The sequence below is a fragment of the Erwinia rhapontici genome (assembly GCF_012271765.1).
GTDB classification, from domain to species: Bacteria; Pseudomonadota; Gammaproteobacteria; order Enterobacterales; family Enterobacteriaceae; genus Erwinia; species Erwinia rhapontici.
The window spans coordinates 69,030-83,445 of sequence record NZ_VRKO01000015.1; the positions used below are offsets into that span (position 1 = coordinate 69,030).

The 14,416-nt window shown below is 52.2% G+C and carries 14 protein-coding genes; 10 read left to right on the forward strand and 4 right to left on the reverse strand.

All coding sequences use genetic code 11. The features are described 5' to 3' along the window. The first annotated feature begins 161 nt into the window (after window positions 1–161). Complete coding sequence (locus FVB43_RS15925) at window positions 162–608, forward strand: DUF3828 domain-containing protein (RefSeq protein ID WP_167864294.1); 447 nt, start codon at window positions 162–164, stop codon at window positions 606–608. Window positions 609–614: 6 nt separating this feature from the next. On the opposite strand, the gene FVB43_RS15930 is transcribed toward FVB43_RS15925, so the two are convergent. Beyond that, window positions 615–1,547, reverse strand: a complete 933-nt coding sequence (locus tag FVB43_RS15930; RefSeq protein WP_159336753.1) for a VirK/YbjX family protein — start codon at window positions 1,545–1,547, stop codon at window positions 615–617. A 214-nt stretch (window positions 1,548–1,761) separates the two neighbouring features. On the opposite strand from FVB43_RS15930, the gene gstA reads away from it, so the two are divergent. From gstA to FVB43_RS15945, 3 genes are all read left to right on the forward strand, one after another. After that, complete coding sequence (gene gstA, locus FVB43_RS15935) at window positions 1,762–2,367, forward strand: glutathione transferase GstA (protein ID WP_133842660.1); 606 nt, start codon at window positions 1,762–1,764, stop codon at window positions 2,365–2,367. A gap of 68 nt (window positions 2,368–2,435) precedes the next feature. Next, window positions 2,436–3,269: an AraC family transcriptional regulator gene (locus FVB43_RS15940; RefSeq protein WP_133842658.1), complete on the forward strand. Its 834-nt coding sequence runs from the start codon at window positions 2,436–2,438 to the stop codon at window positions 3,267–3,269. Between the two features lie 69 nt (window positions 3,270–3,338). Further along, window positions 3,339–4,301, forward strand: a complete 963-nt coding sequence (locus FVB43_RS15945; RefSeq protein ID WP_133842656.1) for a DMT family transporter — start codon at window positions 3,339–3,341, stop codon at window positions 4,299–4,301. A gap of 861 nt (window positions 4,302–5,162) precedes the next feature. Here the strand turns inward: FVB43_RS15945 and FVB43_RS15950 are convergent. Next, window positions 5,163–5,558 (reverse strand): transposase, encoded by a 396-nt coding sequence (locus FVB43_RS15950; RefSeq protein WP_133842654.1) that lies wholly within the window; start codon window positions 5,556–5,558, stop codon window positions 5,163–5,165. Window positions 5,559–6,104: 546 nt separating this feature from the next. On the opposite strand from FVB43_RS15950, the gene FVB43_RS15955 reads away from it, so the two are divergent. After that, entirely contained in the window at window positions 6,105–7,361 is a 1,257-nt protein-coding gene (locus FVB43_RS15955) for an MATE family efflux transporter (protein ID WP_133842652.1), read from the forward strand. A gap of 8 nt (window positions 7,362–7,369) precedes the next feature. Then, on the forward strand, window positions 7,370–8,332 hold the full coding sequence (locus FVB43_RS15960; protein ID WP_133842650.1) for an ATP-grasp fold amidoligase family protein: 963 nt from the start codon (window positions 7,370–7,372) through the stop codon (window positions 8,330–8,332). A 58-nt stretch (window positions 8,333–8,390) separates the two neighbouring features. On the opposite strand, the gene FVB43_RS15965 is transcribed toward FVB43_RS15960, so the two are convergent. Beyond that, complete coding sequence (locus FVB43_RS15965) at window positions 8,391–8,672, reverse strand: YjcB family protein (RefSeq protein WP_133842648.1); 282 nt, start codon at window positions 8,670–8,672, stop codon at window positions 8,391–8,393. Window positions 8,673–9,484: 812 nt separating this feature from the next. Here FVB43_RS15965 and dgcN point away from each other — a divergent pair. Continuing rightward, a complete protein-coding gene (gene dgcN, locus FVB43_RS15970; protein ID WP_159336756.1) occupies window positions 9,485–10,789 on the forward strand; it encodes a diguanylate cyclase DgcN/YfiN in 1,305 nt (434 codons plus the stop codon). A 5-nt stretch (window positions 10,790–10,794) separates the two neighbouring features. Here dgcN and soxS read toward each other — a convergent pair whose 3' ends face one another. Then, window positions 10,795–11,220 carry a superoxide response transcriptional regulator SoxS gene (gene soxS, locus FVB43_RS15975; protein WP_167864295.1) on the reverse strand — a complete coding sequence of 142 codons (426 nt, stop codon included), beginning with the start codon at window positions 11,218–11,220 and terminating at the stop codon, window positions 10,795–10,797. A gap of 92 nt (window positions 11,221–11,312) precedes the next feature. On the opposite strand from soxS, the gene soxR reads away from it, so the two are divergent. The 3 genes from soxR to FVB43_RS15990 all read left to right on the forward strand — a co-directional run bounded on the left by soxR (window position 11,313) and on the right by FVB43_RS15990 (window position 14,276). After that, a complete protein-coding gene (gene soxR / locus FVB43_RS15980) occupies window positions 11,313–11,780 on the forward strand; it encodes a redox-sensitive transcriptional activator SoxR (protein WP_133842643.1) in 468 nt (155 codons plus the stop codon). A 26-nt stretch (window positions 11,781–11,806) separates the two neighbouring features. Further along, window positions 11,807–12,469 carry a glutathione S-transferase family protein gene (locus tag FVB43_RS15985; protein WP_167864296.1) on the forward strand — a complete coding sequence of 221 codons (663 nt, stop codon included), beginning with the start codon at window positions 11,807–11,809 and terminating at the stop codon, window positions 12,467–12,469. Window positions 12,470–12,926: 457 nt separating this feature from the next. Beyond that, window positions 12,927–14,276 (forward strand): NCS2 family permease, encoded by a 1,350-nt coding sequence (locus tag FVB43_RS15990; RefSeq protein WP_167864297.1) that lies wholly within the window; start codon window positions 12,927–12,929, stop codon window positions 14,274–14,276. The last annotated feature ends 140 nt before the right edge of the window (window positions 14,277–14,416 follow it).

Sequence of the window (14,416 nt, forward strand, 5' to 3'; positions counted from 1 at the left end):
GGCTGAGTGCAAACGTATCACTGCGATAAACAGTTACTAAAAAAGCAGGCAAAGTGTGGGGGAAGACGCTGGCTTAGCCGGATAAATTCAATACAATCACTGGCGCCCTGTCGGCGTACAGGTGGCAGAAATGAATAGCGGTGTTATCCGGGATGGTTTGCATGAAAAAGTGGTTGCTGATGCTGGTGGTGTCTTTCGTTGCTTTTCAGGCAGCGGCGGCAGCGCATAACGACGATCCCCAGAGCACCAGCCTGGCCTTTTACAGCTGGTATCTGGCGGCGCTGAACAAAGAAGAAAGCCCGATTGATGAACACGACCCGTTATTAAATGAGTATGTTACTGAGCGGCTGCTGAAAAAAATCAATCTGCTGATCAAAAGCCCGGACGGTATGGACGATGATTATTTCCTCCAGGATCAAGACTACAGCGACAACTGGGTCAACAATGTCAGCGTCAGCCGATTTACGCTAAACGGTAACCGGGCTTCTGGCGATGTCACCCTCGGGCGTGACCCTGCTGACCAGCAGCATCTGCTGGTCACGCTGGTGCATGATCACGATGGTTGGAAGATTGATGACGTTGAACAGGAAGCCCCTTCTGTCCCCTGATCCCACTCAGTGCAGGCGCATAAACTGCTCGCTGAGGCTCTCCATTAGCCCATAGCGGCGACGATACTCCGCACGTTTTTTACTGGGGATCTCTTCCATCGTTTTCTGGCTGAATGCCAGCGGCAGTTGCCAGAGGCGACGGCAAAGCGGCGTGCCATCCAGTGACTGCCAGAACTCATCATAACTGGCGACAAACACGGCCTTCTTTTTAAAGCGATAACGCAGGCTGCGATACGTATGGCCGCGATCGCTGACGGCCTGAATGGCGCTGATACCCATGCCCCGTGCCAGCAGTGATACCCCTTCCAGCAGGACACGTTTCGGGAATAGCCCATAACAGGATTTGGTTGCTGAGCGGATCAGCGTATGGGGCGTATCGCTGTGTGCGCCCTGTATCCCCCCGATCAACAGCACCGGCAGGCTGTCACGTTCAACGATGACGAACGTCAGTATCGCCAGCAGCGTCCCATCGCCATGCAGCATCATATTCACTTCACCCTCACGCTCGCAGCGGCCATTACAGGTCAGCGTGAGCTGAAAATGCTCGCCCTCTTTGCCACTGAAGCTGGCCAGTGTGGTGGGGTGTGATGAGAGCATGGCATGGCGTAATGCCTGGGAAGGGATCTGTTGCACAAAACGGTAGTGCTGGCTCAGTACCTGCACCCGCTGGCCCGCAGACAGACCGAGGTGCAGATAAGGCCGGTGGATCTTATTGGGCAAGGTCGGCTGCAGATGCAGCGCATCCTGCATCACGGGCAGGGTGGCAATCTGCTGCATGTGCTGGAGAGTGGCCAGAGGAAAGGCCAGTGAGCGCAGTAAAAATTTGGTCCGCCAGGCGGTACTGTGCCAGATCGGGCCTGGGAGCATTCTGCCGTTAAGCAGGTGCTGGAACAGCGATAACCCGTTCTCCGGGCGCGTAAGCGTCAACGTTTCTGACATGATGTGTTATCCGACCTGGTGTAAGAAAAACGTATTCAACCACGGCGATAATCAATGGTGAGTCAATGCCTGTGGGATGCTTCAGGCAACCATGCGGCCGTTTGGCTTGCGTTTAATCTTCAGGATTTGTAAGCATGCGTGGCATCAACCGCTAAAGGCGGCGTAGACTGGCTCGCGTACTCTGACGCTCTCTAATCAACAAGGAATAAGTCTGATGAAATTGTTCTATACCCCAGGTGCCTGCTCGCTCTCCCCGCATATCGCGCTCGAAGAAGTTGGGGCAACGTTCACGCTGGAAAAGGTTGATCTTAAAACGAAAAAAACCGAAACCGGCGCTGACTTCACGACCATTAACAGCAAAGGCTACATTCCTGCACTGCTGCTGGATGATGGCAGCCTGCTGACAGAAGGTACGGTGATTGCGCAGTATGTGGCCGACCTGAAACCGGAAGCAGGCCTGATCCCGGCGGCGGGCACCGCGGAACGTTACAAAGTGCTTGAGTGGCTGAGCTTTATCTCAACGGAACTGCATAAGCCAATGGGTGCGTTGTTTAACCCGGCCCAGACCCCTGACTGGAAGCAGGCGACCGTGGCGACACTCAATAAACGCCTCGATTGGCTCTCTTCCGCACTGGCCGGGAAAACCTGGCTCCAGGGTGAGCAGTTCACCGTGGCAGATGGTTATCTGTTTACCGTGCTGGGCTGGAGCAAAGTGGTTGGCTTCTCGCTCGACAGCTGGCCTGAATTGCAGGCGTTTGCAGGCCGCGTGGCAGCACGCCCTGCAGTACAGCGAGCGCTGAAAGCCGAAGGCTTGATCTAAGGCGTCTGGATCGCTGCGGGTAAAGATCGTAAGCTGACACCCTCATCATTTTCTTAATGGAGTCGGCTGTGGAAGGGGTTCCTGAGCAGTTCAGCTATGAGCAGGATCGGGCCAGCTTCCGTCATCTTTCAGGGCAGCAGGGCGTTGAACTGTATCGCGCCCATATTACCCGCTACGCGTTTGAACCTCACACGCATGAAGCGTTCGGCATCGGGACTATCGATCGGGGTGCCGAGCGTTTCCGTTATCGCGGGGTACAGCATGTAGCGCCCGTCGACTCGCTGGTATTGATGAATCCCGATGAGTTACACACGGGGGAATCCGCCACGGAGGGCGGCTGGCAATACCGCATGATCTATATTGAACCTCAGCGTCTTGCTGCCTTAACCGGAGAAACGGGCTGGTGGTTTGAGCAGGCGGTCTGCCATGATCCGCAGCGCGCAGCACAGCTCTCAAGGTTGCTGGAAAACCTGTGGCAGGCCGACGATCCGCTGGCGACGGATGGCCTGCTGCTCACGCTGTGCGATCTGCTACGTCCTCATGCCCGCATTGCCCGGCCCTTAGCGGCTGAACCCCGCCACCGTTTCGATCAGGTACGCGACTATCTGCGTGCCCATTTCAACGAACGTATCACCCTGGACACACTGGCGGCGCTGGTGTCTCTCAGCCCTTACCATTTCCAGCGGCAGTTCAAAGCACACTATCATGTTACCCCGCATCAGATGCTGATGGCGTTCCGGTTGTACCAGGCCAGCCAACTGCTGAGGGCAGGGCTGCCTGCGGCAGAGGTGGCCGCGGCTGTGGGGCTGACCGACCAGGCGCATCTGACGCGCAGTTTTGCCGGGCGCTATGGCATCACGCCGTCGCGCTATCAGAAACAGGTACGTGCCGCGTTGCGCTGACCGCAATTTGCTACAATCTCCCGACCTCCCTTTTTCCCATAATGGTGTTTTCTCTGTCCGGAGTGGACGATGTTAACGGGTATTTTATTTGCACTGAGCGCCGGGTTGATGTGGGGGCTGATTTTTGTCGGGCCGCTATTGGTGCCTGACTATCCTGGCACCCTGCAGTCGATGGGCCGCTATCTGGCCTTTGGGCTGATTGCGCTGCCTCTGGCCTGGCAGGATCGCCATCGTCTGGCGGCGCTGACCCGCCGTGACTGGCGGGAGGCTTTCAAACTGACGCTGGTCGGCAACCTGCTCTATTACGCTTGTCTGGCAACAGCGATCCAGCGTACTGGCGCACCGATATCGACCATGATTATCGGTACGTTGCCAGTGGTGATCTCGGTCAGTGCCAATCTGTTTTACGGCCGCGATGAAGGGCATCTGCGCTGGGGTAAGTTATTTCCGGCCCTGTTATTGATCGTCGTCGGGCTGGTGTGCGTGAATGTGGCGGAACTGACGGGCGCCACGCATCCGGTCGACGTGTGGCGCTATCTGAGTGGGATGGCGCTGGCCTTTACTGCGGTGGTGTGCTGGACATGGTATCCGCTGCGCAATGCCCGCTGGTTACGCCAGCATGCGATTCGTCCTGCCACCTGGGCCACTGCGCAGGGGCTGGTGACGTTGCCGCTGGCGCTGGTCGGGTATTTGCTGGTCATGGGGCAACTGCATTTTAGCGATGTTTCGTTTGCCCTCCCGTTTGGCCCGCGGCCGGCGGTCTTTATTGCGCTGATGTTGGCGATTGCGCTGTTCTGTTCCTGGTTGGGGACGCTGTGCTGGAATGAAGCCAGCCAGAGATTACCCACGGTCTTAGTGGGTCCGTTGATCGTGTTTGAGATACTCGCCGGGTTGGCTTACACCTTCCTGTTACGGCAGTCATGGCCGCCACTGCTGACGCTATGCGGCATCTTGTGCCTGATGATCGGGGTAATCAGTGCTATGCGTATCAAGCCAGAAGCGGTAGTAAAGCCATTGAATATTCGCGGATAAAAACGCGCGCAGCCTGACTGACCGCGGCGATGTTCAGTCAGGCGCCGTTCAGGGCCCCGGCTGGTCCGACAGTCCGTGATTTCATCGCAATAATGTGATCAAAATCACCTTTTCACTCACATCCTCCCTGCTTTATTTATCATCAACTCAGCGGATCGCCTGCCATAAGCAGGGATTGTTCGGCTATGAGAATTATCGCTAATCCACATATCGCCTTTTTTTGTACAGTAAACCCTCCCTACTCAATGCAAAAACCTTCATTTTTGAGACGACTTTTCCCAGATCAGACCAGTATTAACTCGAATGATATGAATAAAAAATCATCGATTATGGTAGGGAGACGAAAGAGAAAGAGGCGCTAATGATAAGTTGAAGCGTCATTTAACGGTCACAGGTGGGGGGGTATCCTGATAAATGATAAATGAGTTTAATCTGTTTACCGTGGGAACATCTGTGCTGCTGCTGACTTATTGCGCTTTGTGGCGCGCTGAGCGCGGGTGTCGCCATGTAGCACTCTCCGGCTATTCATTAGTGATCGATGAGAATAAGAAGCCATTATAAAAAAGAGAATGATCACAAAAGCTAACGATTTTTCTAAATTCTTGAGGGGGGGTTTTGCAAAGGACACGTTAACTTAAGGCGCGTTTATCTTTGTATGCAAAGATAAACGCGCATTGAAAGCCTTGATGCTATTGAGATTTTAGCTGGTGCCTGGATAAGTTACAGCCAAATAATAGAGCGGGATGACAATTAACTCATCAGTCAAATTCCGCATCAAAAAATCGATCTGAACTTTTCAATAAGCGTTGAGAATATTTTATTTTGGTACTATTACACCTGACATTGGCTGCCGATGAGCAATTACTGATTTTCAAGATTGTAAGGATAATGGTAAACACTGCGGCTGATATCCAGCAGACGGCAGCTACGGCGCGTTCCAATGTCGAACGTATCCTGTAAGAAATTAACGGCTTGCCGTTTGTCATTCGTGGTGAAAAAGTTTTTCAGCACGCTTTGCAGCATCTCTTTGTCTGATGATAGCGACTGGAGCTCACGTTCCATATGGTGGACCTTCTCCTCTAATTCTTTGATTTTCCTTCCTTCTTCTGAGGACAATCCGGCGTATTTCTTTTTCCAACTGTAGAAAGTTGCTTCAGAAATGCCCAGTTCGTCACAGATTTCTTTCACCTTGATACCATTTTCAGAAGCTTTAATGGCGCTGGTGATTTGCTCTTCGGTATATCGTGACTTTCTCATGAATGCTATTACCTTTCTTAACAATAATGGGATGAGAATGACTGCATTAATCAATGGATCTGTTTTGTACAGATATTAGCGCAGTGTTTCAAAGTACGCGATTGGAATGGCAAGCTTTAAGTTAAGGGATTATGAAGAAATAACATCATGGGATTTCTCCTATTTTATTTCAAAAGGGTTTTGATAGCTTTCGATATTGGTTTTTTTGATATAGATTCGTCTCATGCCAGTTCAAGGCCACGTTGTAATTAGGATAACTCCAACGGGAAAGGTAAAAAAAGTGTGCTAACTTTAATCCCGGTCAAAAGGGTATGTGAATTAGATCACACTTAAATTAAGACCAGATTTAACCATAAATGCTGGCAGGATTGTCTGTTCAGGTTAAAAAACAGTCTCTTAAAAATAAAAGGCACAACGATGCCTGAAAAATATTATTTTCTTTTTCTGCGTTCTCGCCAGGGGTCTACTGTGCGTTATTGAATCAGTTGTGGACACGGATGTGTTGGTTTGAGGTTTTAGCTGGTTGGAAACACAAAGGATGCTTCGATGAAATACAGTGTGATGTCTAATGCCGCCTGGATGATGTCCGAAAAAGTGGTGTCAGTTTTTGGCGTAATTTTTGTCACCTCTTATGTGGCTAAATCTTTCGGCCCGGTTATATTCGGGCAAATAGCATTTTCTGCCTCACTGTTTTCAATTATTCAGACTATTGCCATTTTTGGCACAGAAACAATTCTTTTTAAAAGCATCAGTAAAAGCACGCCAAAAGGAATGCGCCTGATGGGGGTGGCAAAATCATTGCGCCTGACATTATTACTGGTGCTGTCATTGCCCGTATTGCTCTATGTGTGGCTGACGATGCGCGAGAACTTTATTGTGTTTGCCGTGGCATCATTTCTCTCCGCTATGTTTGTGACCCAGGATATTTTTAGCGTTTACAATAACGCCCGTCTGGAATCGCGAATGAATACGGTTGCAAATGCCACCGGCATGATATTGAGCTTTGCCATCAGCTTTACTGTTGCCTGGTGCAAGCTCAGCCCGCTGTGGTTGTCCCTGTCCATTGTCGCCGTCACGCTGGTGCCCTATCTGATCAAGCGCAGTCGCTTTTATCAGACCAACACTATCAGCCCACCGCCGCGACATAAGCGTAAGAATTATCTGCGTTATTTACTGCATGCGGGGCTGCCGCTGGCGATTTCCAGCGTCTTTATCGCCGTTCAGGTGAAGACCGCACAGTTCTTTCTTGTTGGGGTGAGTTCGGCCCAGGATCTTGGCCTGTTTACCGCAGCGAATACCATTTCCGCCTCGTGGATTTTTATTCCGGTGGCGATCATTACATCCTGCTTCTCTGAAATTTTCAGGGAGCGTGCGGATGTGGCAGTAAAACTGGCTTCACGGCTTAATGGCTATGTTATGGCAGTTTCACTTTTGATGCTCTCCGTTGTCACGCTGTTTGGTGACAGGATCATTAACAGCCTGTATGGGCAAGATTACACACAATCGGGAAACCTCATTACGTTGTTGTCGTTAGCAACCTGCTTTTCGGCAATGGGAACCGTAGCGTATCGCTACATGGTGAAAGAGGGTGGTTTCAATTACTTACTGGTGAAAGTGATTCTGCTGGTAGTTATTGGTCTGGCAACTTCTTACTTCTTTATCCATTCCTGGGGATTAACAGGCGCAGCCTGGAGCGTGTTTATCACCGAACTCCTGTCCCTGACGATAATGAATTATTTCTTTAAGAATGGCGTCATTCTTAAAATACAGCTTTCCTCACTCAACTACAAAACCTACAGATGAGGTAAATCATGTTGAAGCTCAAAGCAGAGTTGAGAAAGGGTTTTGTTTACCTGCTCAAGAAAATGCCTTGGTCTTACCAGGATAAAATTTATTACTTTCAGAAATTCAAACGTATTCCCAATATCCGGGAACCCAAGTTGTTCAATGAGAAGATTCTGTATCGTAAATATGTCACTGGTGACCATGTGCGCTATGCCAATTTGTCTGATAAATTACTGGTCAGAGAATATATTGCCGACACTATCGGGGAAGATTATCTGATTCCGCTGATTCATCAGACCGATGACCCGATTTCGTTACTGAGTTTGCCGTCCCTGAAAAACACGGTGATCAAGCCGAATCACGGCTCAGGCATGGTGGAAATTGTGCTGGAAGAACCCGATTGCATCCAGAAACAACTGCTGATCAAGCGCTGCGATGAATGGTTGCATAAGGACTTCTCGCACCATGCGCGTGAGATTCACTACCGCTACATTAAGCCCTGCATTCTGGTTGAACAGTACGTTGGTGATGGCAAGTTTGCCGCCGTTGACTACAAGTTTCATATGTTCAACAAGAAAGATGGCAACTTCGAGTACGTATTGCAGGTGATTTACAACCGGGTGGGCAGTGCTGCGTTGTCGATGAGCTTCTACGTCAACAACCTGAAGCAGAGCTTTTATAAAATCCGGGATACCGGTTTTGACATCAGTGCAGACAGCGAGACGCTGGAACGTGCGCTGGAACTGAGTAAGACGCTGGCAACGGATTTCGACTATGTGCGTGTTGATTGGTACATCCATGAAGGGCATATCTACTTCGGTGAGCTGACGTTTACGCCAGGCGCAGGTATGGTGACCGGACTGGAAAATGGTCTGAATCAGATCATGGGGGATATGTGGTTGCAGGATCGTAAAACGGCAGCGTTGCCGGAAGTCAAAGCGTCCAGCGATGTCCCTTTGCCGACCTCGGCGGTGCTAAAAAAGATATAAAAAGTGACAAATAACCTTCTGCCCGGTGAGTCAGGTCAGCTCTCCGGGCAGATGTCGCTTACGGCATCGGCCAGTCGGGAGGTGTGCGGCTCATCACTTCGACAAATACATCCTTGGTTATCGTCCAGAAGTTATGCAGATTATCCATGCTCAACGTAATGCCCAGCAGCCCGGTGACAAACCAGCATGACATACCGATACCAATACCGGTAAACGCGAACGCCATCACGTTGCGGCTGGCTTTGCGGCACTGCACATTAAAGGTGCTGGCAAGGAACATCATCACTGCACTGAGCAGCTCCCATCTCATGAGAATAACGCTGGTGGTAATCGTAGCCATATTGAAAACTCCGGGGTGATCGGTCCTGACAAACGGGATGCAACATCACCCGGAACGGAACGGGAGCTGCCAGGCTTGCTCCTTTCCGGTCTGACGCTCTGGTCATGGAAGTGTGACGGCGATCACATTATATCACCCGTTTTTCAAAACTGAACAAAATTTATACCTGGTATGGTAGTTTTTTTCGGTCAATCCAGGTGGGTTTACACTGACTCGCCAGGAGGGCAGGTGATAAATATATTATCGCTGATATCGAAAAATACAGATTAATCCGTATGCATAATATTATTTCTATGCCATGTGACCGATCTTTTTTCTGACCTTTTGTGCCATCGAATATCTAATTTAACTTAGGGTAAGATTAATTCTAATTGCGTATTGTTACGTGCTGTGATAACCCATTTTATCTGCAATTATTGAATGTATTTTTAAGTAAAAGTTGTTTTATATCATGATGTTATTTTCTGGTCTCTCCGTTAAATCTAAGTCAAATCAAACGGTTTAAGATGAATCTTACGCTATTTGAAGTTGTACAGACTATCGATGATCTGTAGGATTTTGCCAAACATTTCTCCCTGTTTATTATTTCCCGGAATTAATCCAGGGAGGGTTTTCTATTCCCGTAAATCATGCCCAAAAAACATTAACTAATAATACATCTGCAAACAGCAGAAAATAATAAAGGAGCCTGCGTGTCGTCTATTGGTCACTCCTGGCTTTCGGGTCTTTCACATCAAACATGATCGTGACGGGCAAATCACCCGTGTGGATGCCGGGCACGTTGTCCGCTGAACGGCGGAGGGGGAGTAAGCATGAAGATCAGGCAAAACGAGGCGGTGACAGTGGCGCGTGAATTACCGACCATGCGCCAGTCATTTCAACGCATTCATCTGGTGATTATCGTGGTGTCGCTGCTGTTCAGCGGGTTGTCGCTTTCTGCGCTGTCGATGTATGTGCTGCGCAGCTATGCGGAAAACAATATCCAGCTGGTCGCGGCCAGCGTTAGTTACAGCGCCCGGACAGCGGTGCTACAGAACGATTCAGCAACCGCAGAGAGTATTCTGCGTGACATGGGGACGCGTACGGAGTTTGCGGTCGGGCGCGTATATCGTGCTGATCAGCAGCTGCTGGCCCAATGGCAGGCACCGGGCGGCGAAGATCCCCGCGGCGCCGGTGCCGTTGTGGCTCGCTGGCTGTTCCCTCAGCCGGTGAGCGCACCCGTGATGCATAATAATCAGGAAGTCGGCCGGGTGTGGATCAGCGGTGATGCCTCACGCGTTCTACATTATCTGGGGCAGGCGCTGCTGTGGCTGGGCGGCAGTCTGTTGATTACCGCCATGCTGGCGATCTACCTGGCGCGGCGGATGCATGCCGGCATTTTACAGGGGCTGCAAAATATTGCCTCCGTCGCACATGATGTGCGCAAACGGCGTGCTTTCTCCCTGCGCGTACCGTCGTCCTCGATTGCCGAGCTGGATAAACTGAGCGGTGATTTCAACAGCCTGCTCGATGAGCTGGACCAGTGGCAGCGGCATCTGACCAGTGAGAATGACTCGCTGACACACCAGACGCTGCATGACACGTTGACCGGGCTGCCTAACCGTAAAGCCTTTGAGCAACATTTACAGGCGCTGATGGACGACCCGGAAACCCGCCAGCAGGCCAGTGTGCTGTTTATCGACGGTGACCGTTTTAAGCAGGTGAATGACTGCTACGGTCACGCCGCCGGCGATCATGTGCTGATGGTCACAGCCCAGCGTCTGCGTGAGCGCCTGCGTAAAGGCGATCTGGTGGCACGCCTGGGCGGCGATGAGTTTGCTGTGGTGCTATCGACGGTCGAACGGGAGGAGCAGGTGGCTCAGGTGGCGCGCGATATTATTGAAGCAATGCAGCCGCCCATCGTGCTGCCGGAAGGCGCGCGGGTGGTGCAGTCGTTAAGCGTGGGTGTGGCGCTGGCAAAAAACCACAGCTCCCCGGAAGCACTGATTGCGCAGGCTGATGCGGCGATGTATCACATTAAAGAGCTGGGCGGCGGCTGGTACTTATCACCGTCTTACTGGGGGCAGGAAATACCCGGCTTGCCACCGCAGGTGGCGGTGGCAACGGGTCGTCATTAGCCGCGTTAGCTACAAGTCGGGCAGGATTTTTCACTGACCCGCTGGCTGAAGCTGCTGGTGGCATAGTCGCTACAGTCGAATGTCCAGCTGCTGCGCTTCAGGGATGCATGGCGCATGGTGTGACGATAGGCGGTCGGTGTCTGTGAAAACTGGCGGCGAAACACGCGTGAAAACGTCTGTTGGGAGTCATAACCGTACTGCATGGCAATATCGAACACCGGACGTTGCGTCAGGCGCAGCGCTTCGGCGGCCAGCGTCAGACGGCGTTCACGAATGTATCCACCCAGCGTCTGTTTCGTCACGGAACGGAACATACGCTGCAAATGCCACTTCGAATAGCCTGATTTTGCCGCCACTTCATCAATCGACAGAGTCTTTTCCAGATTGTTGTCGATCCAGTCAGTCAGGGTGCTGATGATGTCGTCATGCATACACTTTTTCTCCCAGGTCTCTGCGTCAATAGGTCGCGAACTCAATGGAGGCTGAGTATAATTCCTCAAGTTAACTTGAGGTAAAGCGCTAAATGAAAAAAAGTATGAGTAACGCCAGCAAGCGCGAACTAACCCCCGGCGATGTGGCACGGCGTTGCGGTGTGGCGGTTTCGACGCTTCATTTTTATGAAAGCAAAGGATTAATTAGCAGTTTCCGCAACCCCGGAAATCAACGGCGCTACACGCGTGATGTGCTGAGGCGTGTGGCGGTGATCAAGATTGCCCAGCGTATCGGCATCCCACTTGCGACTATCAGCGACAGCCTGATGCAGTATTCCCCGGGCAAGCGCATGACGACAAAAGAGTGGGCGGTGCTGTCGCAACAGTGGCGTGACGAACTGGACAGACGCATTGAAACGTTGACGCACCTGCGCGACGATCTGGACGGCTGCATCGGCTGTGGTTGTTTGTCGATGGAAGACTGCCCGCTGCGTAACCCGAACGACCGCCTGAGCGAGCAGGGCACTGGGGCGATACTGTTGGATGTGAAGAGCGTTTGACTATACTCAGGCTTTAAGGAGCGAATATGATCACCGTACACCATCTGAATAATTCGCGATCGCAGCGCGTGCTGTGGTTGCTGGAAGAGTTGAACGTGCCCTATCAGATCAAACGTTATCAGCGTGAAGCGAGCATGCTGGCACCTGAGGCCCTGAAAAAAGTCCATCCGCTAGGTAAATCTCCGGTAATTACCGATGGCAATCGTGTGGTGGCCGAATCCGGCGCGATCCTGGAGTATCTGGAAGCGCAGTATGACGCTGAAGGTCTGCTGAAACTTTTCGATGAAGAAGAGGTGATTCAGTCGCGCTACTGGCTGCACTATGCGGAAGGGTCACTGATGCCGCTGCTGGTAATGAAACTGATTTTTAGCCGGATGGGCAAAGCCCCGGTGCCCTGGCTGTTACGTCCCATCGGCAGCGCCTTTGGTCAAGGGGTTCAGAAGGGCTACCTCGACCCGCAGATCACCACCCATCGCCAGTTCATCGAACAGCATCTTGCCCAAAATGAATGGTTCGCCAGTAGCCGCTTCAGTATTGCGGATGTGCAGATGAGTTTTCCGCTGCAGGCGCTCACCGCGCGCGGTGGCGCGGCCGACAGCCCGGCGATTCAGGCCTGGTTGCAGAAGGTGCAAAGCCGTGCGGCCTGGCAGCGTGCGCTACAACAGGGCGGTGAGGTCCGTCTCGACTGAATGCTTTTCTTTTCTTGAGTGACAAACGTTTCAACTCGCAACCGTCGGCAGGCCGTCATAAGAAAGCGCTATTAGAGTGCGCACGGCACTGCCGTTACCCTCATAAGCGTTGATAGCAGACGTGTGTGCAAATCAATAATTATGCAAATTTATGCGTGAAGAAGTGTTGAAAATGCACCATTAAACACAGGATAATCGTTTGCGCAGGAATACTCGTCATACTTCAAGCCGCAGATGCGTTGGCGTTGCCCGCCTGCGACGCGAATGATATCGAGTATCAGCACAGCAATTAGGCGGTTTTTTGCGTGGAATAGTAAACGTTTGCCTTTATCCGGTCTGCGCCTCGCCCTGAGGTTTTTGTACCGCGTATATTGCGCCAGGGATGCAAACGTCGACTACCGCTGGGAAACAGGGGTACCACGCAGCGATAACTCATAAGAAATCTCAGGGGATTACGATGTCAGCTCCTTCTCAACCGGCCAGCGGCTCTTTAGACGCCTGGTTCAAAATTTCTGCGCGCGGTAGTAGCGTCCGTCAGGAAATCCTGGCCGGTCTTACGACCTTCCTGGCGATGGTCTATTCCGTGATTGTGGTGCCCTCGATGCTGGGCAAAGCAGGTTTCCCGCCGACGGCGGTCTTTGTGGCGACCTGCCTGGTGGCCGGTTTTGGTTCACTGCTGATGGGGTTGTGGGCCAATCTGCCGCTGGCGATTGGCTGCGCGATCTCGCTGACGGCATTCACCGCCTTTAGCCTGGTGCTGGGCCAGCAGATCAGCGTACCGGTTGCGCTGGGTGCGGTGTTCCTGATGGGCGTCCTGTTTACCCTGATCTCTGCAACCGGCATTCGAGCCTGGATATTGCGTAACCTGCCGATGGGCGTGGCGCACGGCACGGGCGTGGGCATCGGCCTGTTCCTGCTGCTGATTGCCGCTGACGGTGTGGGCCTGGTGGTGAAAAACCCGGGGCCTGGCCTGCCGGTTGCGTTGGGTCACTTCCCCTCTTTCCCGGTGGTGATGACGCTGGTCGGGCTGGCGGTGATTTTTGGTCTGGAGAAGCTGCGTGTGCCAGGTGGCATCCTGCTGACGATTATTGCCATCTCGGTGTTTGGCCTGATCTTCGACCCGGCGGTGACCTATCAGGGGTTGTTCGCGATGCCAAGCCTGAGCGATGCGCAGGGTAACTCGCTGGTGTTTAGCCTGGATATCCTTGGGGCATTAAAACCGGCGGTGCTGCCAAGCGTGCTGGCGCTGGTGATGACGGCGGTATTTGATGCCACCGGCACCATCCGTGCAGTCGCCGGGCAGGCGAACCTGCTGGATAAAGACAACCAGATTATCAATGGCGGCAAGGCCCTGACGACGGACTCACTGAGCAGCATTTTCTCAGGTCTGGTCGGTGCGGCCCCGGCAGCCGTTTACATTGAGTCGGCAGCCGGAACGGCAGCAGGCGGTAAAACGGGTCTGACAGCCATCGTGGTCGGTGTGCTGTTCCTGATGATCCTGTTCCTGTCGCCGCTGGCGTACCTGGTTCCGGGTTATGCTACCGCACCTGCGCTGATGTATGTCGGCCTGCTGATGTTAAGCAACGTTTCTAAAATCGATTTCAGTGATTTTGTTGATGCGATGTCTGGCCTGCTGGCCGCCGTCTTTATCGTTCTGACCTGTAACATCGTTACCGGTATTATGCTCGGTTTCGGTTCACTGGTGATTGGCCGCATCTTTGCCGGTGAATGGCGCAAGCTGAATGTGGGCACCGTGCTTATTGCGGTAGCGCTGGTCGCTTTCTATGCCTGCGGTTGGGCGATATAATTCTGTTTCGGGGCCGGGATCGCTGGCCCCACCTTAAGATGACACTGATTTTCCCTTCCTAACGCACATCCTGTTTTTCATCGTCTCCCTAATTTGCTTTACTATCTACCAGGGTATTCGCTATCAATGTCTGCCTGTGT

Coding starts and splice junctions, on each gene's coding strand:
- FVB43_RS15925 (WP_167864294.1), top strand. CDS start 162: ATGAAAAAGTGGTTGCTGATGCTGGTGGTGTCTTTCGTTGCTTTTCAG.
- FVB43_RS15930 (WP_159336753.1), bottom strand. CDS start 1,547: ATGTCAGAAACGTTGACGCTTACGCGCCCGGAGAACGGGTTATCGCTG.
- gstA (WP_133842660.1), top strand. CDS start 1,762: ATGAAATTGTTCTATACCCCAGGTGCCTGCTCGCTCTCCCCGCATATC.
- FVB43_RS15945 (WP_133842656.1), top strand. CDS start 3,339: ATGTTAACGGGTATTTTATTTGCACTGAGCGCCGGGTTGATGTGGGGG.
- FVB43_RS15950 (WP_133842654.1), bottom strand. CDS start 5,558: ATGAGAAAGTCACGATATACCGAAGAGCAAATCACCAGCGCCATTAAA.
- FVB43_RS15955 (WP_133842652.1), top strand. CDS start 6,105: ATGAAATACAGTGTGATGTCTAATGCCGCCTGGATGATGTCCGAAAAA.
- FVB43_RS15960 (WP_133842650.1), top strand. CDS start 7,370: ATGTTGAAGCTCAAAGCAGAGTTGAGAAAGGGTTTTGTTTACCTGCTC.
- FVB43_RS15965 (WP_133842648.1), bottom strand. CDS start 8,672: ATGGCTACGATTACCACCAGCGTTATTCTCATGAGATGGGAGCTGCTC.
- dgcN (WP_159336756.1), top strand. CDS start 9,485: ATGAAGATCAGGCAAAACGAGGCGGTGACAGTGGCGCGTGAATTACCG.
- soxS (WP_167864295.1), bottom strand. CDS start 11,220: ATGCATGACGACATCATCAGCACCCTGACTGACTGGATCGACAACAAT.
- soxR (WP_133842643.1), top strand. CDS start 11,313: ATGAAAAAAAGTATGAGTAACGCCAGCAAGCGCGAACTAACCCCCGGC.
- FVB43_RS15985 (WP_167864296.1), top strand. CDS start 11,807: ATGATCACCGTACACCATCTGAATAATTCGCGATCGCAGCGCGTGCTG.
- FVB43_RS15990 (WP_167864297.1), top strand. CDS start 12,927: ATGTCAGCTCCTTCTCAACCGGCCAGCGGCTCTTTAGACGCCTGGTTC.